Here is a 22,312-nt window from a genome sequence, read left to right on the forward strand (position 1 = left end):
GACAGGAATTGCGCAAGCTCGGCATCATCGGCGGCACCAGCTGGTCCTCGACCGCGCTTTATTACGACCATATCAACCGCGCCGTGGCGCGCCGGCTCGGCGGGCTGCACAGCGCCCGGCTGGGCATTGAAAGCCTTGACCTCGCACCGGTCGCGGAGATGGAATTCGCCGGGGACTGGGACGGCGTCGCGGGACTGATGTCGCAGGCTGCGGTCAACCTTGCCAAGGGCGGCGCCGACGGCCTGCTGATCGCGTCCAATACCGGCCACAAGGTTTTCGGCGCGGTCGCGGCCAGCGTGAAGGTGCCGCTGCTGCATATCGCCGACGCCACGGCCGACGCGCTCGCCGCCGACGGCCGCACCCGCGTCGCCTTGCTCGGCACGCGTTTCACCATGACCGAACCGCACGTCCGCTCCCGGCTCGAAGAGCGCGGCATCGCGCTGGCGCCGATCGAGCCCAAGTGGATCGAAGAGGTCGACCGCATCATTTTCGAAGAACTGGCCGCCGGCCGGGTGATCCGCGACAGCCAGCGCAAGCTCAAGACCCTGATCGCCGAAATCGCGCGGCAGCGGGTGCAGGCCGTAGTGCTCGGCTGCACCGAACTGGTCATGGCAGTGGACACTCGCGCTAACACCGTGCCGGTTTACGACACTACGGCAATCCATGCCCGCGCCGCGGTCGAGTGGATGCTGGCGGAAGAGGAGCAAGCCCGCGCCGCGGCGTGACATCGCCGTCCGCGGCTTCTAGCGTGGTGGGTATGAGAACGCTCCCATTGCTCCTCGCCGCCGCCTTCGGCGCCACCGCCGCTTCCGCCCAGCAGCCGCAGCCGCAGCCACGGCTGATCTTCGCCGACGAATTCGACGGCCAGGCGCTCGACCGGTCCAAGTGGAACGTCATCGGCCCGGATTTCTGGGTCAACAACGAACAGCAGGCCTATGTCGACAGCGACAAGACGATCCACATCGACCAGGGCGTCGACGGTGCAAGCGGCGGTGTGCTGACCCTGCAGCCGCAATGGCAGCCCGGCTATGCCACGCCCTCGGGCCGCAAGGCGGATTTCATCTCCGGCCGGATCGACACAAGGGGCAAGTTCGACTTCGCATACGGCCGCGCCGAGGCCCGCATCCGGATGACCGACCATGTCGGCGTGTGGCCGGCATGGTGGATGCTGGGCAACGGCAAGTGGCCGGACACCGGCGAAATCGACATCATGGAATATGTCGGCGCCCGCGACTGGACCGGCGTCGCCGTCCACGGCCCGGGCTATTCCGGCGATCGCGGACCGGTGAACCGATATTATTTCCGCAAGGGCGAGCCCGACGTCACCGGCTGGCACGTCTATGCGGTGGATTGGACGCCGGACCAGCTGACGTTCCTGGTCGACGGCAACGTCGCCTTCACCGTGCCCCGCGCCACCATCGAACATGACAACAAGTGGGTGTTCGACGACAAGACCCACCTGATCCTCAACTTCGCCGTAGGCGGAGTCTATCCGGAAAAGGTCAACAACATCCGCAAGCCCTATGCCGGCGTGCCGCAAGCGACGGTCGACGCGATCAAGCGCGGCGAACCCCGTATGCATGTCGATTGGGTGCGGGTCTGGCAGGGAGCGGACGCACGCCCTAATTGAAGCGGGTGAGCAAGGCCGACCGTCCCGACCATCCCCGCGCTGCCGAGCGGTTTAACGAAGACGCCGCCACCTACACGGTGCGCGGGTCGGACAAGCCCGACCTCGATGCCGGCGTAGCCGCGATCCGGTCGGTGGTGCGTACGCTGCCGGTCCGCCCCGGCGTCTATCGCATGCAGGATGCTCGCGGCGACGTCCTCTACGTCGGCAAGGCGCGGGCGCTGAAGAACCGGGTGACCAATTACACTCAGGTCGCCAAGCTGCCCAAGCGGCTGCAGCGCATGGTGTCGCAGACCAGGTCGATGACGATCGTTACGACGCGCACGGAGGCCGAGGCGCTGCTGCTGGAAGCGCAGCTGATCAAGCGGTTCCGGCCACCGTACAACGTCCTCCTGCGCGACGACAAAAGCTTCCCCTTCATCCTTCTGCGCGAGGATCATGCGTTCCCTCGGGTGCAGAAACATCGCGGCGCGCGACGCAGCAAGGGGCAATATTACGGCCCGTTCGCAAGCGCTGGATCGGTCACTCGAACGCTTAACGCGCTGCAGAAGCTGTTCCTGCTACGCAGTTGTTCCGACAGCTTTTTCGAAACGCGATCCCGGCCGTGCCTTCTCTATCAAATTCGTCGCTGTTCGGCGCCTTGCGTGGGGCGGATTTCGGAAAGCGATTATGACGAGCTGGTCAAGGACGCGAAGGCCTTTCTCGCCGGGCGCTCGACCGGCGTGCAGGAACGGCTGGGCAAGCAGATGGCTGCCGCCGCCGACAAGCAGGATTATGAGCTGGCGGCGGTCTATCGCGACCGGCTGCGCGCGCTGACCTACATCCAGGGATCGCAGACCGTACATAGCGAAGGGCTGGGCGATGCCGACGTCTTCGCGCTGGCCTGCAAGGGCGGGACGGTGTCGATCCAGGCCTTCTTCATTCGCGGTGGACAGAATTGGGGGCATCGCGCCTTCTTCCCGGCGCACACCAACGACATTCCCGAAGCCGAGGTACTGTCGGCATTCCTGATGCAATTCTACGAGGAAGTGCCGCCGCCCCGGCGCATCCTGGTCGACCGGGAAATCACCGATCGCGAGCTGATCGAGGAAGCGCTGTGCGAGCGCGCCGAGCGCAAGGTGGCAATCGAGCAGCCAAGGCGCGGGCCGCGGGCCAAGCTGATCGAGCAGGCGCGGCGGAACGCGATCGAGGCGCTGGACCGGCGCATGGCGGAAACGGCGACGCAGACGCGGGTGCTGCGCGAGCTGGCCGAGACGTTCGAGCTGGCGGAGCCGCCCAAGCGGATCGAGGTCTACGACAACAGCCACATCATGGGCACTAACGCGACCGGCGCAATGATCGTCGCCGGGCCAGAGGGCTTTCGCAAGACCAACTATCGCAAGTTCAACATCAAATCGGCGCAGACCAACGACGACTTCGGGATGATGCGCGAAGTGCTGACCCGCCGCTTCGCCCGGCTGGAGAAAGAGGATCCCGACCGGGAAAAGGGCGACTGGCCGGACCTGGTGCTGATCGACGGCGGCAAGGGGCAATTGAACGCCGTCCTGGCGATCATGGAAGAGCAGGGCGTCAGCGACGTGCCGGTGGTCGGCGTCGCCAAGGGCCCGCATCACGGGCGCGAGGGTCGCGAAGTCTTTCACATGGCCGGCGGGCGCGAGTTCACGCTGCCGACCAATTCGGCCTTGCTGTTTTATCTGCAGCGGCTGCGCGACGAAGCGCACCGCTTCGCCATCGGTACCCACCGGGCCAAGCGGGCCAAGAGCCTGACGACCTCGACGCTTGACGATGTCCCCGGCATCGGGCCCAACCGCAAGCGCGCATTGCTGATGCACTTCGGTACGGCGCGGGCGGTCAAGGGCGCCGCGCTGGAAGATCTTGAGCGGGCGCCGGGAATTTCCAAGACGATGGCGCGCCAGCTTTACGATCACTTTCACCCGGCCGGGTAGATGCAGGTCGACACCCAGGCCATCGTCTGTTCGCTGCGGGTGCATGGCGAACATGGCGCGGTGGTGCGGCTGCTGACCCCCGACCATGGGCTGGTCGCGGCCTATGTGCGCGGCGCGCGTGGACGTCGGCTGCGGCCCTTGCTCATCCCCGGCAATGTCGTCGCCGCCCGTTTTCGCTGGCGGACGGAGAACCAGTTACCGCAGGCGGAGATCGAACTGGTCCATAGCCGGGCGCCGATCCTGTCCGAGCCGCTGCCGCTTGCAGCCGTGGAATGGGTGACCGCGCTGGTCGCCTCCGCGCTTCCGGAAAGGCAGCCCTATCCGGCGCTTTATCAAGGAATGGCCGCGCTGCTCGACGCGATCGAAGCGGCGCCGTCGGCCAAGGGATGGAGCGGCGGCTTGGCCCGGTTCGAGCAGCTGCTGATCGCGGAGCTGGGTTATGAGCGCGAGGAACCCGCGTCCGCGCAGGTGCTTGCGGCGCTGGAAACGTCGGGCGACCAGCTGTTTCGCGACGTGCTGTCGGGGCCGACCCGGTCGTTGGAAGACAGTCGCGTCCGGCTGGTCGACCGGCTGCGAAGAGCGCTTGTTTAAGGGCAGGGCGGGTCCTACGCTCAACCGATGGCTTCGGACGTTCTCGCGGTGCTGTTTCCCAACGTTGCGGTGACGCGCGACATTTTCGTGCGTGTCGCGGCAAGCTATCTGGCCGAACAGTCCAATCCCGAGCTCAACCGCTGGTTCTGGTCTTACCATGTGCGCATCGAGAATCGGTCGATCCTGTCGGTGCAATTGCTGTCGCGCAGCTGGAAGATCGTCGACGGTCGCGGCACGGTTCACGAGGTCCATGGCGAGGGTGTTGTCGGCGAAACGCCCCTGATCGCACCGGACGGAAGCTTCGATTACGTTTCGGGCTGCCCGCTCGACACGCCGACCGGGTCGATGAGTGGCAGTTACCGGATGGTCGACGAAGACGGCGCGCTGTTCGACATCGCTATCCCCCAATTCGCGCTGACCGCCCCGATCAATTGATCCTGCGGGCATAAAAAAAGCGGGCCGAAGCCCGCCTTTTCTATTCGGTTTGCGAAACCCTTAAGCCGGGCTGACCGGCGACAGGTTTCCGCTGCCGCCCTTGCCACCACCGGCGATCAGGGCCAGCGCCGCTGCCAGTGCAGCGAGCGCCAGCAGGGCCGGCAGTGCGCCGATGGCTGCGGGAGCGCCGACGACGCCGACGACCGGAGCCGAGGGCGCGACTGCGACCGGCGGAGCGCCGGTGATCGGGAGAAGGCAACCCGGTGCCGCACCCTGAGCCGTCGTCGCCGAAGCGGCGGCAGCGGTCGCTGCACCAGCAGCGGCGGCGCTGGCCCCGGCCGCGCAAACGGCCGTGCGGGACTGCGACGTGCCGAGCGCACTCAGCGCGACCAGCGGGTCGATACGAGGGGTAGCGGCAACGGCCACCTGAGAAGACATGAATGCCACGGCTCCTGCAGCAGCGATTACGCTCTTGAATGAGCCAAACATCGGCGTCTCCTGGTAAGCCGTTAAATCCGAACTGGAGCCTATACGCTCTAGAGTGGACAGAACGCAATAGACCGACGCTCGTTGCAAAATCTTTTTCAAAGAGGCGATTAAGCGCTTTTTTGCGTAAATTTGGCGCGGCAGAAACAATGTCCATTGCGGATGGTTTGTGGTACGTCAGGCGTAGGAGGACCCCGCCGATGATTAAACGCATTATTAAAATCGCCCTTTTTGGCACTGCCGTGATTGGCCCCGCCGCAGCCGGTATCGCGCAAATGGCGTGGGTTCCGGGTTCTGAAATCGCCGGCCAGACGATGCAGGTTCAGACCAACGGCGTCGTCAACGGCATCTATTTCGCGCCCGACGGCACGGCGACGATCACCACGCCCAGCGGGACCACGGTTCCCGGCACATGGTCGGCGGCGAACAACCAGCTTTGCCTGAGCGCCAATGGCGGGCAGGAATGCTGGCCCTATGCGCGGCCGTTTATGGCCGGCCAGCAGACGGCTTTGACCAGCAACTGCCAACAGCTGACGACCTTCCTGACTCAGTCGGTTAACCAGCCGATGCAGCGTCCTGCGGGCGAACGCGGCTAATTACGAAGAGCGTTGAACGGTCTTCCGCACGTCAAGGGCGGGGCTGATCAAGCCTCGGACTGGCGTGCGGAACTGCTTTTAGCTCGTTGACTGCCGATCGCCGGCCTCCGGCCGGCGCCTCACCGTCAGAGCTTTCGAAATGACGGCGGTTGCAAAGACGATGGTAATCGCCAAGTCCACTCCGAACAGAGTCACCAACCCGTACATTTTGCCGACCAGATAGCCGACGATCAATTTGGCGGTGGTTGCTATCCCCAACAGCTTAGCCGCGGCATGCTCGCGACCGGCGAATTGGAGCACGCTCAGTCCACCGTTGGCGATTAGCGAGAAGCCAAAGGCTGCAGATAACAGCAGCACGAGATGGAGAGAGATAGTTCTCTCGATGGCGGCAAGCTCGAAGATAAGGGGGTAAGCGAGGGATATAACAATAAGGCCGGCAGCGACGATGGCTGTAATGACCGCGAGATAATTGATGATCGCTCGCCGCGCGCCCTCCTCCTGCATCTTTGTGGCGAGATAAGGCGCGGCCACGAGCTCGAGACTCGAAATTGGTATGACCATCATCGCCACGACCGTGAAAATCAGGCCCACCTGACCAAGCACGTCACCATCAACAAAGATCCCGGCATAACTCAGCAGATAGCGGGCGTTGATCACGAATAAGGCGTTGACCAAAAAGAATGGCAAAACATTCCGCCAGTCCTGCAGCAAATTGACGCCCTTCTTCAGTTTGAGAGCCTCGACGCCAGTGTTCTTGATCAAATAAAATAAGGAAGCGACGGCGGCGACCGCGAGCGTCAGGGTGAAAACTGTCATGGTCGCTAGAAGTTCGGCCCGCCAGGCACCGAAGGCTGCAAGGAGGAACGCGAGAAATAGAATTTGCGAGATCAATCGATCAAAAATGACACCAAATACCAGTGATCCGAGACCACGGTGAATCGCTGAAAGCACTGTTAGCAATGCAAACAACGGCGTGGCAGCGAATTGCAACCACGCGGAGTTGGGCTGGCCATCCTGCATGGTAAGGAAGATGATCGCCCCGCCAGCTCCGAAAAAGAGCGCTCCCGTGACGGTGAGCATTACAGCGATAGATGCGACGCCCATCGCCAGTTGAGATCGAGGATCTTCAATCCGGGACGTCTCTCGGATTACATGATTGATCTTACCGACCGTTCCTAACGTGCCAAACAGTTGGATGTTATTCTGCCATACCGCGAAAGTGCCGAAACTCGCTGGACCGAGGACGCGAGCCATTATCACTCGGGCCGCAAATGCGAGCGTGACCGACACAAAATTGATGCCAATAGGCACCGCGTAATGCCAACGCGGCCTCCGACGCGATAATCGTGTCACCGGGAGACTAGACCGGGCAAAAGTTCGTAATCAACGCGATACACCTCCCGTATCCGCGCCTGATTTCCAGACGTGTCGATAGTCTCGTCGAGCGTCCGCTCGGTCGCATTCAAATGCGGCAACGCCAAGCCAAAATGCCGTTGAATATCTTCAGCGAGGCGTTCCACGCGCAAATGAATCGCCTTATCGCGATAATCGTCTATGCCTTCCAGATATGCGAATTGACTGCGAAAGAAGAAATTGTGCGCTTCCAGCATCTCATATTCGCTCGAATAGATGAAGTCCGAGAAGGAGCTGACGCGCGGATACAATGCGGCCCGATACAGTAAGGGTCGTGCTCTTTCGAGACGTTTCAAATAATAGAAGGTCGATACTGCCCGTTCAAACGGGTCCCGGGTGCAAAAGACAATCCTTTTCGCTTCATCTTTTTGACGAAGAGAAAAGTCGCGCAGCAGGCGATGACCAAGATAGGGGAGATTAAGTGCATTGCGAAGTGAGACGCCTGCACATTTCGGGATGTGGATGAGCAACGTTCCGTCGTCGCGAGGGAGCATTCCGCGACTCTCGTCACGGCCTTGCTCGATAGGAATGGTGATCCGGTGAATCATCGCATTCAGGGCTGAACGCGATCGCGTGAACCCACTCAAAGAATCACTTTCCTCTCCAATCAAACGCGATCATGCACCATGTGGGCGACGGCGTTGCATAACTCACAAAATCGGGCCAACCCAAGTTGGCAGTATGGCTCCGATGCGGTGTCGGTTTGAAGGGGTACGGAGTTGGAGGCAGTTCTCCTTGGACTAGGGTTGGCTCTCTTACCTGTTTACACCTTCGAATCCGGGTCCGTACAATTTTCGCACATTATCCTGACCCTGTTCATCGCCATTCGATTCTCATACCGCAACCACACGCTAACCAAGGCCAGCATCTTCCTGATCCTGCTGACCATCCTGTCCTTCACGGTCGAAAGCCTCGCGGTGATCATCGGCGCCGCGTCGTACGCGTCGTTCCTCGAACCGACGTACCTGCTGTATAACTCGATGATATTGATTGCGTTCAGTCATATTCCTCTAGATCAGAAACGTTTCCGGGTCGCGATCATCACCTCACTCATCGTCGCCGCCTCGATAGCGGCGGTCTACGGACTTGCTTACGGTTCCGTGCAGAGAGTGTCTGGTGGGGGATATGAGAGAACCGGCGGCGCCTTCAACAACCCGAACCAACTAGGCTTCTTCGGGGTGTGCGTCGCTTCGATCGCCGCGTTGATGTACATGCGCGACCTGATTTCGCGAAAGCTGTGCGTGCTGATGTGGGTCATGTCGCTGCTGATCGTCCTCATCTCGGTGTCGCGGTCGTCGGCGGCGGCGATCGCCTTCCTACTTATTTTCGGCATGGGTGCTGTGCTCAATAAGAAGCGCTTGTCCCCAGTCGTGTTTGTCGCAGCACTCGCCGGGGTGGGGACCTTGTTCGTCGCCTTCCAGCTGGGCTTGCTCGATCAGCTGCAATCGGTCGCCCGGCTGCAACAGACCGGGTCGAGCCAGTACGACAGCCTGTCGATGCGCGGGTACAGCATTCCCTTCCACAATCCGCTCGAGTTCATGTTCGGCGTCGGCTCCGAAAAGGCGCTGGTCGGGACCTTCTTTACGCGGATCGAAGTGCACAGCACGTGGTGGTCGTTCATGGGCAAGTATGGCTTGCTCGGCTTCGGGCTCTTCGTGGCGGTGTGGCTGATATGGTCTCGGCTGATCTACAAGGAGTTGGGCTTATTGGGGCTGCTGATCGTCGTCGTGCCGGCCTCGATCAACGGCATCACCGGAAACTACTCGCGCTTTACCGCTTTGTGGATATTGGTCGGCCTGCCATTGAACCGCAGCTTGTGGGCGGCGCGGCAAGCGACACCGGATGACCGCATGCTTCAACCAAGACGGCCGTTCGTCCCGCCGCCCCGTTATTCGCAGGGCATCGTTCCCGGAAACGGCTAAGCGCCGTCGCTCCCATCTCGGCGATAGCCAACCGCAACCCAGAACGGGTCGGTTTCGCGAAACCGTATGTTCTCCAGGCCGGCGGCTTCCATCATCTTTTCGATTTGGGGGCGTGTAAAACGCTGCTCGAGGCGGGTGCCAAACCGGTCGAGCGCGTCGGTCCGCATCGCGTAAAAGCCGAGATGGCGATAGCCGCTAAGCGGAATGACCGACGGATTTCGACCGGAGTTCTCGACCATCAGCGAAACTCGGGCGAGCGGCCAATAGACCAGTCCGGCCATCACGCTGGTCACAGCCTTTCGGGCGCCGAACGGCAACCGGCAGACGACTTTTCTAACCACGTCGGTCGTGCGCCAAATGCCACGAAACCAGGCCGGACGGTTCTCCATGGCGTAATAGAGATAGACCAGGAATGGTGCGCCCGGCTTGAGCTTGCGGACGCAGTCCGCCATCGCCTGAGCCGTGTCCGGGATGTGATGAAGGACGCCCAGCGAATAGCCGAAGTCCTGGCTCCCGTCGTCGAGCGGGATATCTGACACTGACGCGAGATGGAAATCGACGTTCGGCGTATCGGCGAGCCGTCGCTTCGCGACCGCAAGCGCTTCGCGGGCCGGATCTATGCAGTGGAGGAAACCCACCTTCGGAGCGACACCGGCTGCCCATCGCCCAGAACCGCACCCCAGGTCGAAACCTTCGGAACCTGTAGGCAAATCGTCGAACGGGAAGACCGAAAAATAGCTTTCGAACGCCCGGCGGTACGGCTCGCCTGCGAATTCGGTCTGGTCGAACGCCGCCCACTCCTTGCCGAAGCCCTCGACGGTAAGCGGGTCGATATTCTTACTCTCGGCCACGCCGTGCGATCCTCCAAAGCTCGGTCGCTAGTCGGCTTTGCGCAGTGCGGCAACGATTGGCTGCCGAGACGAATAGCGCGTCCCCTTGCAGCGAGCAGCCGTTTGCACGTGCGGGCATCCGTGCGATGGATCGAATTATGTGCGGAATAGCGGGATTCGTTGGTGGGGAGTGGCCGGGCCGGGAGGTTCGGGACGCGACCTTGCAGGCGATGTGTGCGAGCATCCGTTATCGGGGGCCGGACCATTCAGCGACCTGGATGGACGCGGACGCGCGGGTCGGGTTCGCGCATAACCGGCTGGCCATCGTCGACCTGTCACCCGCCGGCAACCAGCCGATGCATTCGCATTCGGGACGGTTCGTCACGGCCTATAACGGCGAGATCTACAATCACCTCGATATCCGCTCCGAACTGGAAAGCATCGGCAAGGCGCCGCCGTGGGCCGGCCATTCGGATACGGAAACGCTGCTGGCCGCGGTCGAGGCCTGGGGCATTCGCGGGACGCTGGAACGAGCGACGGGGATGTTTGCCATCGCCCTGTGGGACCGGCAGGAGAGACGTCTTGTCCTCGCCCGCGACCGGCTCGGCGAAAAGCCGCTTTATTACGGGCGCCAACAGGGCGGGGCGGGGCCGTTCCTATTCGGGTCTGAGCTCAAAGCGCTGCGTTGCCACCCGCAGTTCGAAGCGGAGGTCGATCGCGACGCGCTGACGCTGCTCCTGCGGTTCAACTATATCCCGGCGCCGCACTCCATCTACCGCGGCATCTCGAAATTGATGCCGGGCACCTTTCTTACCCTCCGTGGCGATGCCGCGCCCGAAATCGAAACCTACTGGTCGGTCGCCGAGGCGGCCGAACGCGGCGTCGCCGACCGGCTATTTTTGTCCGACGGGGATGCGGTTGACGCTCTCGAGGCGCAGCTCGATCGAGCAATCGGCGGGCAGATGCTCGCCGACGTGCCGCTGGGCGCCTTCCTGTCCGGCGGGGTGGATTCCTCGGCGGTCGTGGCGATCATGCAGAAGCTGTCTCCGCGCCCGGTCCGGACCTTCACCATCGGATACGAGGACCGCAATTTCAACGAGGCCGACGACGCCAAGGCGGTCGCCCGGCATCTCGGCACCGATCACAGCGAGCTCTACATCACCGCGGACGAGGCGCGGGCGGTGATCCCGAGACTGCCCCAGATCTATGACGAGCCGTTCGCGGATTCTTCCCAGATTCCGACGCACCTGGTGTCCGCGCTGGCGCGGCAGGATGTCACCGTCGCCCTGTCCGGCGACGGCGGCGACGAAGTGTTCGGCGGGTACAATCGCTATCTCTACACGGCAAAGTTGTGGGACCGGATTTCCCGCGTGCCCAAGCCGATGCGCAGGGCGGCCGCGCGGGCGCTGGTGGCGGTCCCGGCATCGGCATGGACCGGCCTTGGCAACGCCACCGGGATCAAGGTCCGGCAGCTGGGAGAGAAAATCCACAAGGGCGCGCCGTTGCTGCGCGGCGACAGCGCCGAAGATGTCTATGCTGGCACCATCTCCATCTGGCAGGACCCTGGGTCGGCGGTCATCGGGGGCACCGAACCGCCGAACTTTACGACCGGGGCGACGCCGGACCTTCATGGGCTTGGCCCCATTGACCGAATGATGGCGCTGGACATGCTGGGCTATCTGCCCGGCGACATCCTGACCAAGGTCGACCGCGCGGCGATGGCCGTATCGCTGGAAACGCGCGTCCCGTTCCTCGACCACCAGCTGATCGAATTCGCCTGGCGTCTGCCGATCCACCAGAAGATCCGCGACGGAAAGACCAAGTGGATCCTGCGCCAATTGCTCTATCGGCACGTGCCCGAGCGACTGATCGAGCGGCCCAAGATGGGCTTCGGAATTCCCGTCGGAGACTGGTTGCGCGGCCCGCTACGCCAATGGTCCGAGGATTTCCTTGATGAGCGCCGCCTGCGCGACGAGGGCTTCTTTCGCCCGGAGCCGATCCAACGCCTGTGGCGCGACCATCTTTCGGGACATCGCGACCTGCACGGTCCCTTGTGGGGCGTGCTGATGTTCCAAAGCTGGCTGGAAACACAGGGGCCGGTCGCGGCCCAAGGCGCAGGCGCGCCGGAACTGGTTAGCGACGCCTCCGTTCCCTAGTGGAACATGGACCTCGTCAGCATCCTTCTCGACCGTGTCAGGGACATGGTCGCCGGCTTCGTGCGCACCGTACCGCAACTCGGCATCGCCTTCCTCGTGCTGCTCGTCACCTGGGGCCTCGCCAATGGCGTGCGGACCGTCGTCCGCCGGGTCGCGGGGCAGGCTGGGGCGCGACCGAGCCTGGTCGGGTTGTTCGCGACCCTGGCCGGCATTTTGGTGTGGATTTTCGGGATTCTGGTCGCGCTGGCAGTGCTGCTGCCCGGCGTCACTGCGGGAAGCCTGCTGACGATCCTCGGTTTCGGGTCGGTCGCCATCGGCTTTGCCTTTCGCGACATTTTCGAGAATTTCCTCGCCGGCGTGCTGATCATGATGCGGCGCAAGATGCGCATCGGCGACCTGATCGAATGCGAACAGTGCGAGGGCAGGGTGGAGCAGATCACCCTGCGCGAGACCTATTTGCGGCGGCTCGACAGCCAGCTGACGATTGTCCCCAACTCCTACCTGTTCAAGAATCCGGTGCGGATCGTCACCGACGCCGACCTGCGTCGGCACGAGATCGTCGTTGGCGTATCCTATGACACCGATCTCGACGCGGCCGCCGATACGATCAAAGGGGCGATACGCGACCTTGAGCTGGTCAACCGATCGCGCGGCGTGGACGTGTTCGCCCGCGAATTTGGCGACAGCTCCATCGACTTCACGGTGCGCTGGTGGTCCGGGTCGAACCAGATCGAAATGCATCGCAGCCGCGACCAGGTCGTCCGGGCAATCAAGCGGGCGCTCGACGCCGCCGAAATCGAGATCCCGTTCCCCCAGCGCACGCTGCATTTTCCCGGCGCGCTGAAAGTCGATCAGGGCGATTCGCGGCTGAGCGGCTGAAAAGCCACTTTTTTTGGAACCCGAATCGAGTTCGGATCATTCCGACTTCAAAAGTCAACAACATTTTTTCAGGTGTGCAAAATGAAACAGCTAGCCCTCGTGCTGGCGGTAACGGGCGCGTTCGCGATGGGCGTTCCCCTCGCCCCCGTATCCGCTTCGATGGAAACCTATGAAGCCCGTGTCACCGCTAGCAGCGCCGCGTCGCTCGCTCGTCAGGACATGGCAGCCACGTTCGGCGAAGAAAGCGTGAAGCCCGGCAAGTTCTTGTGGCGCGACATTCCCGAAGATGCTGGTGCCGAGCGTGTCGTCATCAGCCTTGGCGACCAGTTGGCCTATGTCTATCGCGGCAACGACCTGATGGCGGTTGCGGCGATTTCGACCGGCCGCGAAGGCCATCCGACCCCGCCGGGCATCTTCAACATCCTCGAAAAGAAGACGATGCATCACTCGCGCAAGTACGACAATGCGCCGATGCCCTTCATGCAGCGGATCGACAATTTCGGCATCGCCCTGCACGCCGGCGCCAATCCGGGCCGTCCGGCTTCGCATGGCTGCATCCGCCTGCCGATGGCGTTCGCCAAGAAGCTGTTCGCCGCCACTTCGGTCGGTACCCCGGTTCTGATCGGCGCCTAACCCCTGCGTCGTCAGTCACGCAGACCGCGCCGTTGGCCACGTGCCAGCGGCGCGGTTTTCGTGTCGGTGAGTCTTATTGGTCACGGTCGCCATTAACCGTGAGCGGCAGGGCCGCTCATCCGTTGTTAAGCGTGAATCGATCATTTACTTCAATGTCATGACCAAACGAGCCCTCCTTTGCGCGGCCGTTGCCGCACTCGCCGCTTTCCCCACCACCACCGGTGTCGCGCTGGCGCAGAACGCGCCGACGGCCTACCAGTCCGCAGGTTTTCCGACCGCAGGCCAGGTCAGCGCCTTCTACGCATCGTCGCGACTGGGGCCGATCTGGTTCCAGGGCAACGCGCTGAAGCCGGCCGCCACGGACCTCATCGCCGTGATGCAGCGCGCACCGCTCGACGGCATCGCTGCGGGGCCGCAATATGCCGCCCAGCTTCAGCAGGCGGTACAGGCCGCGGCCACCGGCTCGCCGCAGGCAATCGCCTTTGCCGACCGCTCTCTGTCCGAGGCCTTCGTGCTTTACGTCCAGTCGATGGAACGGCCGATTACCGGCATGACCTACGGCTACGAATATCTGCGCCCGAAAGTGTCCAGCGCCGACAAGATCCTCGCGATTGCGGCAGGCGTTCCGAACCTGCAGCAGCATGTCGAGCAGATCGCCAATCCCAATTCGATCTACGCCGGCATCCGTAACACGGCGTGGAGCCAGATGCAGGCCAGCGGCGTGACCACGCCGGATCCGCGCGTCGTCGCCAATCTCGAGCGCGTTCGCGGCATGCCGTCGAAGGGCCGTTTCGTGATGGTCAATTCGGCCAACCAGACGCTGTACATGTACAATGACAACGTGCCCGTCGGATCGATGAAGATCGTTGTCGGGGACAATGGCGAGCATCTGAAGAACCGCCCGGACACGCGCACGCCGCTGATCACCAGCACGATGCATTACGTGATCCACAACCCGTACTGGAATGCGTCCGACGTCCTTCTTCGTTTGAACATAGCGCCGCGTTATGCCGCGGAGGGCGACAGCTATCTCAAGGCGCGCGGTTTCCGCGTGATGAGCGACTGGACCCACGACGCGAAGGAACTGCCGGCCAGCTCGGTCGACTGGGCCGGGGTTCGTGCGGGCAAGGTCAGCGTCCGCATCCGCCAGGATCCGGGACCGGACAATTTCATGGGTGAGCTGAAATTCCCGTTCGCCAATCCGCAGGACATCTACCTGCACGACACCGACCCGGCCGACCGCAAGCTGTTCAGCCTGGCGCAGCGGACCCGCAGCAACGGCTGCGTCCGCCTTGAAAATGCGCACGGTCTTGCGACCTGGCTGCTGGGCCACGCGCCCGATCCGTCGATCAAGCAGGCGGAATATCCCGAGCAGATGGCGCGCGGCGTCCCGGTCTTCGTGACATACATCACCGCACAGCCGGACAACGGCAAGCTGACGTTCCTCAAGGACGTTTACGGCTGGGATCCGGCAGGCGGAGCGCGCGCTTCGGGCAAATAGTCCTGTCCGCTTGCCGATTTGCCATGCAGACAAAGGCCGCGTGGGCGGTTAATTCTGCGGGCTGATCAACAAGGGACGGACCATGGCCAAGAAGGTGACGAAACGTCCGGCGAAGTCAGCGGCCGCGGCTGCTCCGGCGAAGAAGACCAGCGCGACGGCCAAAAAGCCGGCTGCGGCGAAGAAGACGAAGGCGTCCAAGAAGCCGGCCGCCAGGCCCGCAACCGCGCGCAAGGGCGGCACGAAGCGACAGGCGTTCGGCGACCAGATGAACGCACGTGAAGCGGTCGTCGGCCTTCTGGAAAGCCCGTTGGTGGCGGAAGTGATTGCTGCCGGCGCCGCCGCGGCGCTCGCGGCGCTCACCCAACAAGCGCTGGCGAAGAAGTCGGGCAACGGTACGGCCTCGGCGCTCAAGCAGGCGGCCAAGGCAGCCGCCGGCGCAATGGGCACCCGGCTGACCACCGAGTTCGGTGAAATCGTCAGTTCGGCGAAGAACGGCCCGCGCGAATCAAAGTAAGCCGGGCCGGTCCGACGTCGCGTTCGGCGTCGATCGCCCAGTCGCCCGCATCGACCCGGTCGCCGCGCTTCGTTTCCACGGCGATCCACGCGGCAGGCGCGGCCCAGCCCGAGTCCCGCAGCACCGCGATCACCGAACTGCCCGATCCCGGCGCATAGGGCGGATCGGCAAGGATCAGGTCGAACGGTTCTTCTCGCGGCAGCACGGCGGCCGACCGGGCCATGATCCGCGCTTGCTCGCTGGCCCCCAGGACGCCGAGGTTGGTTCGAATGGCGGCGATGGCGCGCGCTTCCTGCTCGACGAAACAGGCGAGGGTGGCCCCGCGCGACAAGGCCTCGAGACCGTAGGCACCGCTGCCCGCGTACAGGTCGGCGACGCGCAGCCCGTCGAAATCGCCCAACCGGCTGACCAGCATCGAAAAGAGGGTCTCGCGAACGCGGTCGCTTGTCGGGCGCGTCGCCTGACCTTCGGGCGCGACAAGTTTCCGCCCGCGCCACTGGCCCGAAATTATTCTCATTTGAGCGTGGCGCGGAACTGGTCGATGTCGCCGCGGCGCACTTCGTCGACGTCGCCCGGCGCAAGGTCCGACAGGTAGAGCGGGCCGTAGGCGGTACGGATGAGCCGCGACACCTTCAGTCCAAGATGGGCGAGCACTCGCCGGACTTCGCGGTTCTTCCCTTCGGTTAGCGCCATCTCGATCCAGCAATTGCGGCCCGTCCGCCGTTCCAGATTGGCGTCGATCGATCCGTAATGGACGCCCTCGACTGTGATCCCCTCGGCCAACTTTTCCAGCTGGTCCTGCGTGATGTCGCCGAAGGCGCGGGCGCGATAGCGGCGAACCACCGCCGTGCGCGGAAGCTCCAGCCGGCGTTTGAATTCGCCGTCGTTGGTCAGCAGCAACAGCCCTTCGGTCATATAGTCGAGCCGGCCGACGGGCATCAGGCGCGGCAAGCCCTTGGGCAACCGGTCGTAGATCGTCGGACGCCCCTTGGGATCGCGCTCGGCCGTCAGCGTCAGCGGCGGCTTGTAAAAGCGGAACAGCCGGGTCGACTGCGCAGCACGCACCGGCCGCCCGTCGACGGTAACGCCGTCCAGTCCGCTAAGGAGGGTAGCCGGGGTTTTAAGAACTTCGCCGTTGAGCGAGATGCGGCCTTCCTCGATCATCCGCTCGATCTCCCGGCGGGAAGCGATCCCGGCGCGGGCGAGCAGCTTGGCGATGCGTTGCGGGCCGCCTTCGGGCTTGCCGTTTTTCTGCGGTCGCTTATTCGGCACAGGATCGCGCTTCGTTCGTTCGACTGACAAGAGTTTGTTTTTCCTGCTGGGGGCCAGATGCTGTTCGGCAAGCGTAACCGGGTCGTCAAGCGCATCCTCATCGTCGAGGATGAGCCGCTGACCGCGTTCGACAATGAAGTCCGGATCGGCGATCTGGGCTACGAGGTCGTTGCGACCGTAGACGGTTTCGAGCAGGCCGTCGCGCTAATCGAGAGCGAAGAGGTTCACCTGGTCCTGAGCGACTTCCGGTTGAGCGGCGAGCAAACCGGCCTCGACCTTGCCCACGCCGCCAAGAAGCATGGTGTGCCGGTCCTGTTCGCGACCGGTCATCAGGTGCCCGAAGACGCCAAGCCATCGGCGCTCGGCTGCCTGCGCAAGCCCTATTCGGAACGGCAATTGAAGCAGGCGCTCGACACGGTCGATCGCATGCTTGCGGGCGAAAAGGTCAAAACGCCCCGAGGCCTCGACATCTATCCCGCCAGCGACGGCTAGAATCCTCTTCTAAAGGGCGATCAAAGGCCCTGTTCACCGCCGCGCGGACTGGTAAGCATGCCGTCCGGACAATCTGCGGGGGTGGCAATGGCGACAGCGGCGATCGAGAAACCCAAGGGGCTGCAGCTCCTTCGCGCCTCGATGAAGAACCGCAAGACGGCGATCATGCTGATCTTCGGGTTCGGTGCCGGCCTTCCTTATACATTGCTGATCGGTACGCTGAATGCGTGGCTGGGCGAGTGGGAAATCGACCTTGCGACGATTGGCGTGCTCAGCTGGATCGGCCTCGCATACGCCTTCAAGTTCCTGTGGTCGCCGCTGGTCGACCGTCTGCGCCTGCCGGGGCTGGAGCGGCTCGGGCGGCGGCGCAGCTGGCTGCTGCTGTGCCAGGTGCTGCTGGTCGCGACGTTCTTCGGCCTGTCGGTGTCTGATCCCCGGCTTGCGCTGGGCTGGTTCGCACTGGTCGCCGTCATCGGCGCCTTCGCTTCCTCGACGCAGGACGTGGTCATCGACGCCTGGCGCATCGATGTCGCCGACGACAAGGCGCCGGTCGAAATCCTCTCGTCCATTTATCAGTTCGGCTATCGCATCGCGGCGCTGGTCGGCGGCGCGGTCGCGTTGATCCTGTCCGAACGCGTCAGCTGGCCCACGGTCTATGCAATCATGGGCGTATTCATGGCGCTGACCATCATCGCCACGCTGATGGCGCCCGACACGCCGCGCACCATTGCGTCCAAGGAAGAAAGCGCACTGCGCAAGGCCGGCGCGGTTGATCCGAAATATCGCGCCATCGGCCTGGCCATCGTCGGCGCCGGGTGGGCGTGGGCGATCCTGACCGTCGCCTTGTTCATGGTCCGCGTGCTGAGCACCGGCCCGGACGATCCCGACCCGCCGAGTGTCGGCGACTTCACCAAGACCATGGGCCCGCTGATCGTCGCTGCGACCGTCATCCTGCCCGCCGTGGTCGCCGCGATTCTCAACTGGATGCGTGGCAAGCCCGATTACACCCTCGCCGCCGACGCACCGCCCGCAAGCAGCGGCGCGGGCGCCGCCGATCATGCCTTCTCGGCACTTATCCTGCCGTTGTCGGAGCTGGTCCGGAGGATCGGCTGGGGCGTCATCATCGTCCTTGGCCTGATCCTGACCTATCGCATCACCGACAATATCTGGGGCAGCTTTGCTTATCCCTTCTATCTCACCGAGTTGAAATATACCGGCGACGAAGTCGCCTTTGCGTCGAAGATATTCGGCGTGTTCATGACCATGGCGGGGATCGCCATCGGCGCCTTCATGTTCGCCACCGTGGGGCGGATGCCGACGTTGCTGGTCGGCGCGATCGTCGCCGCGGCCAGCAACCTGCTCTACGCCGACCTGGCCGCCGGCGCGCCGTACATCGACGCTTTCGCCCGCACCTTCCGCCTCGATGCTTTCGGCCATGACCTGCGCATGGTGCGCCTGCTGATCGCCATTTCCGGCGAGAATATCGCGGGCGGCCTCGCGGGCGCGGCGTTCGTCGCTTATTTGTCGTCGATCACCAGCCGCGAATTCAGCGCCGTCCAATATGCCTTGCTGTCGTCGCTGACCTTCCTCGTCGGCTCGCTCGGCCGCGCCGCGATCGGCGAGGCGATCGACAATGTCGGCTATGCGCCCGTCTTCCTGTGGTGCGCGGGCATTGGGCTGATCGGGGTCTTCTTCGTCGTGCTCGAATGGATCCGGGTAGCGTGGAAGGACCGGCATACGGTCGCGCCGGTGCCGGCGTCGGATGCGGCGCGGGCCGCGGAAGGCGATACGGCCTAGTCGGGGATTTCGCCGTTGGCGCTGAGCACCTGCCCGGCGAGGTAGAGCGAGCCGAACACGAGCACGCGCGACGGCGAGCGCACCAGCCTGAACGCGGCCTCCAGGCTGTCGGCGGCGACCGCGTTGAACCCCATCTCCCGCGCCAGTTCGAGCAATTCGGCCTGGCTGAACGCGTCATGGTCGGTGATTGGCAGGGTGATGACCGCCGCGGCCAGGCCCTTGAACGGGCGCAGCATCGCGCGCGGCTCCTTGGTCTTCAGGCTTGCGAAGACCAGCGCCAGCGGCAGATCTCCGGGGAAGGTCGCGCGGATATGGTTGGACACCCGCCGCGCGGCATTGGGATTGTGCCCGCCGTCGACCCACGCTTCGGCCGTCCTGGGCAGCAGGTCGGCCAGTGGGCCGGGGGCCAATTGGTGCAGCCGCGCCGGCCAGCGTGCCGAGCGAATGCCCGCGGCAATCGCTTCCTTGCCGATCTTTATCTTGTCCTGGAAACGCAGCATGGCCACCGCCAGCGCCGCATTGTCGGCCTGAAAGGCGCCGGGCAGGCCCGGCATCGGCAGCTTCAGTCCTCCAGCGCGGTCGCGGTAGCGGATATGGTCGCGGATCACGCGCGCGTCCCACAGGGCGCCGCGCCCGATCCACGGCGCGCCGGCGGCTTCCGCTTTCTGCTGCACCTGCTGCGCGGCAGGGGCGGCGTAGCGTTGCGTGACCAGCGGTACGCCGGCCTTGGCGATGCCCGCCTTTTCCCCCGCGATGTCGGCGAGCGTTTCGCCCAGCCACTTGGTGTGATCGAGCCCAAGCTGCGCAATGCCGCAGACCAGCGGGCTGGTGACGACGTTGGTGGCATCAAGCCGTCCGCCGAGGCCGACTTCCAGGACGCAGGCGTCCGCCGGTGTTTCGGCGAAGGCGAGCAGGGCCGCGGCGGTCGTCACTTCGAAAAAGCTGGGTTCGATCCCGTCGCTGGCGTCCAGTACGCGCGTCAGCAGGGCCGCCAGTTCCTCGTCAGCGATCAGCGATCCGGCGACGCGAATCCGTTCGTTGTAGCGAACCAGGTGCGGGCTGGTGAAGGCATGGACCGTCTTGCCGCTCGCCTCGAGAATCGCGCGCAGGAAAGCGCAGGTCGATCCCTTGCCGTTGGTTCCGGCGACGTGGAAAACGGGGGGCAGCCGGTCCTGCGGACGGCCCAGCCGCTCGAGCAGCGCATCGATCCGCTCCAGACCGAGCCGGTCTTCGCCTTGGGAAAGTTTCGCTAGCCGATCGAGCTGGGCCTGGACCTGTGGGTTTTCCGACTTGGCTGAATCGCCCATCAGGCGGCCTTTTTCTCCGGCATCAGGAAGGCGATGAGCCGGGACAACGTTCCGGTCAGTTCGCCGCGCGGGACAACCATGTCGATCATCCCGTGCTGGAGCAGATATTCGGCGCGCTGGAAGCCTTCGGGCAGCTTTTCGCGAATGGTCTGTTCAATCACTCGCTGGCCGGCGAAGCCGATCAAGGCGCCGGGCTCGGCGATCTGGATGTCGCCGAGCATCGCATAGGACGCGGTTACCCCGCCCGTGGTCGGGTCGGTCAAGACGACGATGTAGGGCAGCCCGGCCTCGCGCAGCTCGTTGATAGCGACCGTAGTCCGCGGCAGCTGCATCAGCGACAATACCGCTTCCTGCATGCGAGCGCCGCCGGACGCGGTGAAGATGATATAGGGGACCTTGTCCGCGATCGCCGCGCGCGCGCCCTCGACGAAGGCGGTGCCGACGGCAACGCCCATCGAACCGCCCATGAAGGCGAAATTCTGTACGCCGACGACGACCTTGTGCCCGCCGATGGCGCCGCGCGCGTTGATCAGGGCGTCGCGGTCGCCGGTTTTGGACCGCGCGTCCTTCAGGCGGTCGGTGTAGCGCTTGGTATCGCGGAACTTGAGCGGATCCTCGCGGACTTCCGGCGGGGTCAGTTTTTCATAGCGGGCATCGTCGAAAATATAGTCGAAACGCTGCTTGGGCCCGATGCGGTCGTGGAAATCGCACCGTGGACAGACGCGCAGATTGTCTTCCCATTCCTTGAGGAAGATCATCGTCCCGCACTTGGCGCACTTGTGCCACAAGGTGTCGGCGGTCTGCTTCTTCGGCAGGAAGGGAATCCCGCTCTTCACTCGGCTGAGCCAGCTCATGATCTCTCGCTTATCGGTCGAACGGGCGGGGTAGGCGCTGGGCGGCCCCTTTGTCCACCGCTCACAGGGTCGCGGCGATGGCCTGCAGCGCCTTGGCCGGATCTTCGGCGCCGGTGATCGGCCGTCCGATGACCAGCACCGAAGCGCCCGACTCCAACGCCTGCCGCGGAGTCACCACGCGCTTCTGGTCGCCGACGTCGCTGCCTTCGGGCCGGACTCCGGGAACGACGAAGAAGCCATCGCTCCACGCGGCCCGCGCTGAAGCTACTTCCGCGCCGGAGCAGACCAGTCCGTCGACGCCGGAGTCCCGCGCCAGCCGCGCCAGCCGTTCGACCTGCTCGGCGGGCGATCCGCCGACGCCGGCCGCGGCAAGGTCGCTGGCATCCAGGCTGGTCAGGACGGTGACGGCGACAACCTTGGTCGCGGGCGGTGCCGCTGTCTTGGCGGCTTCCAGCATCGCGCGGCCGCCAGCGGCATGGACGGTGACGATCGCCGGCTGCAGCGGCGCCAAGGCCTGTATCGCCTTGGCGACGGTGTTGGGAATGTCGTGGAGCTTGACGTCGAGGAACAGCGGGGCGCCGATGGCGGCGATATCGCGCACACCTTCCGGCCCGTTGGCGCAGAAGAATTCGAGGCCCAGCTTCACGCCGCCGGCATGGCTGCCGACGTCCCGGGCGAGGGTGCGGGCGCGGTCGAGGTCCGGCGTATCGATGGCGACGAAAATCGGGTTCACAGGACGGGGTCGGCTTCCGCTGCTGGCTCGACCACGGTCGGGCGCGGCTGGACATTGCGGTTTTCGGCTCGCCACAGCTTGGCGCGATAGGCGAGCCAGGTCGGCACCATGCCGAACAGGAAAACGACGGCAAGCAGGACCGGAAGCTTCACGTCCGCCCGCAAATTGCCCCACAGGTCGATGGTGACATCGCGCCAGTTGTTCGCGGCGCACAAGGTGATCACCACGGCCAGCACGACCCAGAACAAGGTCTTCAGGAACCGCACGCACGTCCTCCTGCGCGCTGCCTTAGGCGAGCGTTCCGGCGATTGCCAGCCGCCCGCGCGCT

At 64.0% G+C, this 22,312-nt stretch carries 24 protein-coding genes; 14 read left to right on the forward strand and 10 right to left on the reverse strand.

From position 1 onward, the window contains the following. Positions 1 to 8: 8 nt before the first annotated feature. The 5 genes from H8M03_RS01875 to apaG are packed head-to-tail and all read left to right on the forward strand — an operon-like array spanning position 9 to position 4,599. Complete coding sequence (locus H8M03_RS01875; RefSeq protein WP_187480088.1) at positions 9 to 725, forward strand: aspartate/glutamate racemase family protein; 717 nt, start codon at positions 9 to 11, stop codon at positions 723 to 725. Positions 726 to 757: 32 nt separating this feature from the next. After that, entirely contained in the window at positions 758 to 1,630 is an 873-nt protein-coding gene (locus H8M03_RS01880) for a glycoside hydrolase family 16 protein (RefSeq protein ID WP_187480089.1), read from the forward strand. A gap of 5 nt (positions 1,631 to 1,635) precedes the next feature. After that, on the forward strand, positions 1,636 to 3,573 hold the full coding sequence (gene uvrC / locus H8M03_RS01885) for an excinuclease ABC subunit UvrC (RefSeq protein WP_187480090.1): 1,938 nt from the start codon (positions 1,636 to 1,638) through the stop codon (positions 3,571 to 3,573). Continuing rightward, positions 3,574 to 4,164: a DNA repair protein RecO gene (recO, locus tag H8M03_RS01890; protein WP_187480091.1), complete on the forward strand. Its 591-nt coding sequence runs from the start codon at positions 3,574 to 3,576 to the stop codon at positions 4,162 to 4,164. Positions 4,165 to 4,191: 27 nt separating this feature from the next. After that, positions 4,192 to 4,599: a Co2+/Mg2+ efflux protein ApaG gene (apaG, locus tag H8M03_RS01895; RefSeq protein WP_187480092.1), complete on the forward strand. Its 408-nt coding sequence runs from the start codon at positions 4,192 to 4,194 to the stop codon at positions 4,597 to 4,599. 60 nt (positions 4,600 to 4,659) lie between these two features. Here apaG and H8M03_RS01900 read toward each other — a convergent pair whose 3' ends face one another. Next, positions 4,660 to 5,037, reverse strand: a complete 378-nt coding sequence (locus H8M03_RS01900; protein WP_187480093.1) for a hypothetical protein — start codon at positions 5,035 to 5,037, stop codon at positions 4,660 to 4,662. 248 nt (positions 5,038 to 5,285) lie between these two features. Between H8M03_RS01900 and H8M03_RS01905 the strand changes: the two genes are divergently transcribed. Then, positions 5,286 to 5,681, forward strand: a complete 396-nt coding sequence (locus H8M03_RS01905; protein ID WP_187480094.1) for a hypothetical protein — start codon at positions 5,286 to 5,288, stop codon at positions 5,679 to 5,681. A gap of 78 nt (positions 5,682 to 5,759) precedes the next feature. Here H8M03_RS01905 and H8M03_RS01910 read toward each other — a convergent pair whose 3' ends face one another. Next, on the reverse strand, positions 5,760 to 6,935 hold the full coding sequence (locus H8M03_RS01910; RefSeq protein WP_222931891.1) for a polysaccharide biosynthesis protein: 1,176 nt from the start codon (positions 6,933 to 6,935) through the stop codon (positions 5,760 to 5,762). A 95-nt stretch (positions 6,936 to 7,030) separates the two neighbouring features. Then, positions 7,031 to 7,642 (reverse strand): hypothetical protein, encoded by a 612-nt coding sequence (locus H8M03_RS01915; RefSeq protein WP_187480096.1) that lies wholly within the window; start codon positions 7,640 to 7,642, stop codon positions 7,031 to 7,033. Positions 7,643 to 7,813: 171 nt separating this feature from the next. Here H8M03_RS01915 and H8M03_RS01920 point away from each other — a divergent pair, with 171 nt between their 5' ends. Next, positions 7,814 to 9,016: a hypothetical protein gene (locus H8M03_RS01920; RefSeq protein WP_187480097.1), complete on the forward strand. Its 1,203-nt coding sequence runs from the start codon at positions 7,814 to 7,816 to the stop codon at positions 9,014 to 9,016. Here H8M03_RS01920 and H8M03_RS01925 read toward each other — a convergent pair. Continuing rightward, the gene (locus tag H8M03_RS01925) at positions 9,013 to 9,867 is read right to left on the reverse strand and encodes a class I SAM-dependent methyltransferase (protein WP_187480098.1); all 855 of its coding nucleotides are present in this window, start codon (positions 9,865 to 9,867) and stop codon (positions 9,013 to 9,015) included. The genes H8M03_RS01920 and H8M03_RS01925 overlap by 4 nt on opposite strands. 137 nt (positions 9,868 to 10,004) lie before the next feature. Here H8M03_RS01925 and asnB point away from each other — a divergent pair, with 137 nt between their 5' ends. The 5 genes from asnB to H8M03_RS01950 all read left to right on the forward strand — a co-directional run bounded on the left by asnB (position 10,005) and on the right by H8M03_RS01950 (position 15,529). Further along, positions 10,005 to 12,002: an asparagine synthase (glutamine-hydrolyzing) gene (gene asnB / locus H8M03_RS01930; RefSeq protein ID WP_187480099.1), complete on the forward strand. Its 1,998-nt coding sequence runs from the start codon at positions 10,005 to 10,007 to the stop codon at positions 12,000 to 12,002. Positions 12,003 to 12,008: 6 nt separating this feature from the next. Then, positions 12,009 to 12,881, forward strand: coding sequence for a mechanosensitive ion channel family protein (locus H8M03_RS01935; protein ID WP_187480100.1), 873 nt, complete (start codon positions 12,009 to 12,011; stop codon positions 12,879 to 12,881). 81 nt (positions 12,882 to 12,962) lie between these two features. Further along, entirely contained in the window at positions 12,963 to 13,514 is a 552-nt protein-coding gene (locus H8M03_RS01940; protein WP_246448983.1) for a L,D-transpeptidase family protein, read from the forward strand. 157 nt (positions 13,515 to 13,671) lie between these two features. Beyond that, positions 13,672 to 15,015: a L,D-transpeptidase family protein gene (locus H8M03_RS01945; RefSeq protein WP_187480101.1), complete on the forward strand. Its 1,344-nt coding sequence runs from the start codon at positions 13,672 to 13,674 to the stop codon at positions 15,013 to 15,015. Between the two features lie 82 nt (positions 15,016 to 15,097). Further along, positions 15,098 to 15,529, forward strand: coding sequence for a hypothetical protein (locus H8M03_RS01950; protein WP_187480102.1), 432 nt, complete (start codon positions 15,098 to 15,100; stop codon positions 15,527 to 15,529). On the opposite strand, the gene rsmD is transcribed toward H8M03_RS01950, so the two are convergent. Continuing rightward, on the reverse strand, positions 15,492 to 16,046 hold the full coding sequence (rsmD, locus tag H8M03_RS01955) for a 16S rRNA (guanine(966)-N(2))-methyltransferase RsmD (RefSeq protein WP_187480103.1): 555 nt from the start codon (positions 16,044 to 16,046) through the stop codon (positions 15,492 to 15,494). The genes H8M03_RS01950 and rsmD overlap by 38 nt on opposite strands. Further along, positions 16,043 to 16,801, reverse strand: coding sequence for a pseudouridine synthase (locus tag H8M03_RS01960; protein ID WP_246448987.1), 759 nt, complete (start codon positions 16,799 to 16,801; stop codon positions 16,043 to 16,045). The genes rsmD and H8M03_RS01960 overlap by 4 nt, the downstream gene beginning before the upstream one ends. Before the next feature lie 57 nt (positions 16,802 to 16,858). On the opposite strand from H8M03_RS01960, the gene H8M03_RS01965 reads away from it, so the two are divergent. Then, complete coding sequence (locus tag H8M03_RS01965) at positions 16,859 to 17,293, forward strand: response regulator (RefSeq protein WP_187480104.1); 435 nt, start codon at positions 16,859 to 16,861, stop codon at positions 17,291 to 17,293. Between the two features lie 87 nt (positions 17,294 to 17,380). Then, positions 17,381 to 19,090, forward strand: a complete 1,710-nt coding sequence (locus H8M03_RS01970) for an AmpG family muropeptide MFS transporter (RefSeq protein ID WP_187480105.1) — start codon at positions 17,381 to 17,383, stop codon at positions 19,088 to 19,090. Here the strand turns inward: H8M03_RS01970 and H8M03_RS01975 are convergent. From H8M03_RS01975 to H8M03_RS01990, 4 genes are all read right to left on the reverse strand, one after another. Then, positions 19,087 to 20,397, reverse strand: a complete 1,311-nt coding sequence (locus tag H8M03_RS01975) for a bifunctional folylpolyglutamate synthase/dihydrofolate synthase (protein WP_187480106.1) — start codon at positions 20,395 to 20,397, stop codon at positions 19,087 to 19,089. The two genes, H8M03_RS01970 and H8M03_RS01975, sit on opposite strands and share 4 nt — an antisense overlap. Further along, entirely contained in the window at positions 20,397 to 21,251 is an 855-nt protein-coding gene (gene accD / locus H8M03_RS01980) for an acetyl-CoA carboxylase, carboxyltransferase subunit beta (protein ID WP_187480107.1), read from the reverse strand. The genes H8M03_RS01975 and accD overlap by 1 nt, the downstream gene beginning before the upstream one ends. A gap of 61 nt (positions 21,252 to 21,312) precedes the next feature. Continuing rightward, positions 21,313 to 21,984 (reverse strand): orotidine-5'-phosphate decarboxylase, encoded by a 672-nt coding sequence (gene pyrF / locus H8M03_RS01985; RefSeq protein WP_187480108.1) that lies wholly within the window; start codon positions 21,982 to 21,984, stop codon positions 21,313 to 21,315. Continuing rightward, positions 21,981 to 22,250 carry a hypothetical protein gene (locus H8M03_RS01990; RefSeq protein ID WP_187480109.1) on the reverse strand — a complete coding sequence of 90 codons (270 nt, stop codon included), beginning with the start codon at positions 22,248 to 22,250 and terminating at the stop codon, positions 21,981 to 21,983. The genes pyrF and H8M03_RS01990 overlap by 4 nt, the downstream gene beginning before the upstream one ends. Positions 22,251 to 22,312 lie beyond the last annotated feature (62 nt).

The sequence above is a fragment of the Sphingomonas sabuli genome, assembly GCF_014352855.1.
Lineage (GTDB): Bacteria > Pseudomonadota > Alphaproteobacteria > Sphingomonadales > Sphingomonadaceae > Sphingomicrobium > Sphingomicrobium sabuli.

Bases quoted from the DNA above. Each gene is read 5' to 3' on its own strand.
- H8M03_RS01880 (WP_187480089.1), top strand. From the start codon at position 758: ATGAGAACGCTCCCATTGCTCCTCGCCGCCGCCTTCGGCGCCACCGCC.
- recO (WP_187480091.1), top strand. From the start codon at position 3,574: ATGCAGGTCGACACCCAGGCCATCGTCTGTTCGCTGCGGGTGCATGGC.
- apaG (WP_187480092.1), top strand. From the start codon at position 4,192: ATGGCTTCGGACGTTCTCGCGGTGCTGTTTCCCAACGTTGCGGTGACG.
- H8M03_RS01900 (WP_187480093.1), bottom strand. From the start codon at position 5,037: ATGTCTTCTCAGGTGGCCGTTGCCGCTACCCCTCGTATCGACCCGCTG.
- H8M03_RS01905 (WP_187480094.1), top strand. From the start codon at position 5,286: ATGATTAAACGCATTATTAAAATCGCCCTTTTTGGCACTGCCGTGATT.
- H8M03_RS01910 (WP_222931891.1), bottom strand. From the start codon at position 6,935: ATGGCTCGCGTCCTCGGTCCAGCGAGTTTCGGCACTTTCGCGGTATGG.
- H8M03_RS01915 (WP_187480096.1), bottom strand. From the start codon at position 7,642: ATGATTCACCGGATCACCATTCCTATCGAGCAAGGCCGTGACGAGAGT.
- asnB (WP_187480099.1), top strand. From the start codon at position 10,005: ATGTGCGGAATAGCGGGATTCGTTGGTGGGGAGTGGCCGGGCCGGGAG.
- H8M03_RS01935 (WP_187480100.1), top strand. From the start codon at position 12,009: ATGGACCTCGTCAGCATCCTTCTCGACCGTGTCAGGGACATGGTCGCC.
- H8M03_RS01940 (WP_246448983.1), top strand. From the start codon at position 12,963: ATGAAACAGCTAGCCCTCGTGCTGGCGGTAACGGGCGCGTTCGCGATG.
- H8M03_RS01945 (WP_187480101.1), top strand. From the start codon at position 13,672: ATGACCAAACGAGCCCTCCTTTGCGCGGCCGTTGCCGCACTCGCCGCT.
- H8M03_RS01950 (WP_187480102.1), top strand. From the start codon at position 15,098: ATGGCCAAGAAGGTGACGAAACGTCCGGCGAAGTCAGCGGCCGCGGCT.
- rsmD (WP_187480103.1), bottom strand. From the start codon at position 16,046: ATGAGAATAATTTCGGGCCAGTGGCGCGGGCGGAAACTTGTCGCGCCC.
- H8M03_RS01965 (WP_187480104.1), top strand. From the start codon at position 16,859: ATGCTGTTCGGCAAGCGTAACCGGGTCGTCAAGCGCATCCTCATCGTC.
- H8M03_RS01970 (WP_187480105.1), top strand. From the start codon at position 17,381: ATGGCGACAGCGGCGATCGAGAAACCCAAGGGGCTGCAGCTCCTTCGC.
- H8M03_RS01975 (WP_187480106.1), bottom strand. From the start codon at position 20,397: ATGGGCGATTCAGCCAAGTCGGAAAACCCACAGGTCCAGGCCCAGCTC.
- accD (WP_187480107.1), bottom strand. From the start codon at position 21,251: ATGAGCTGGCTCAGCCGAGTGAAGAGCGGGATTCCCTTCCTGCCGAAG.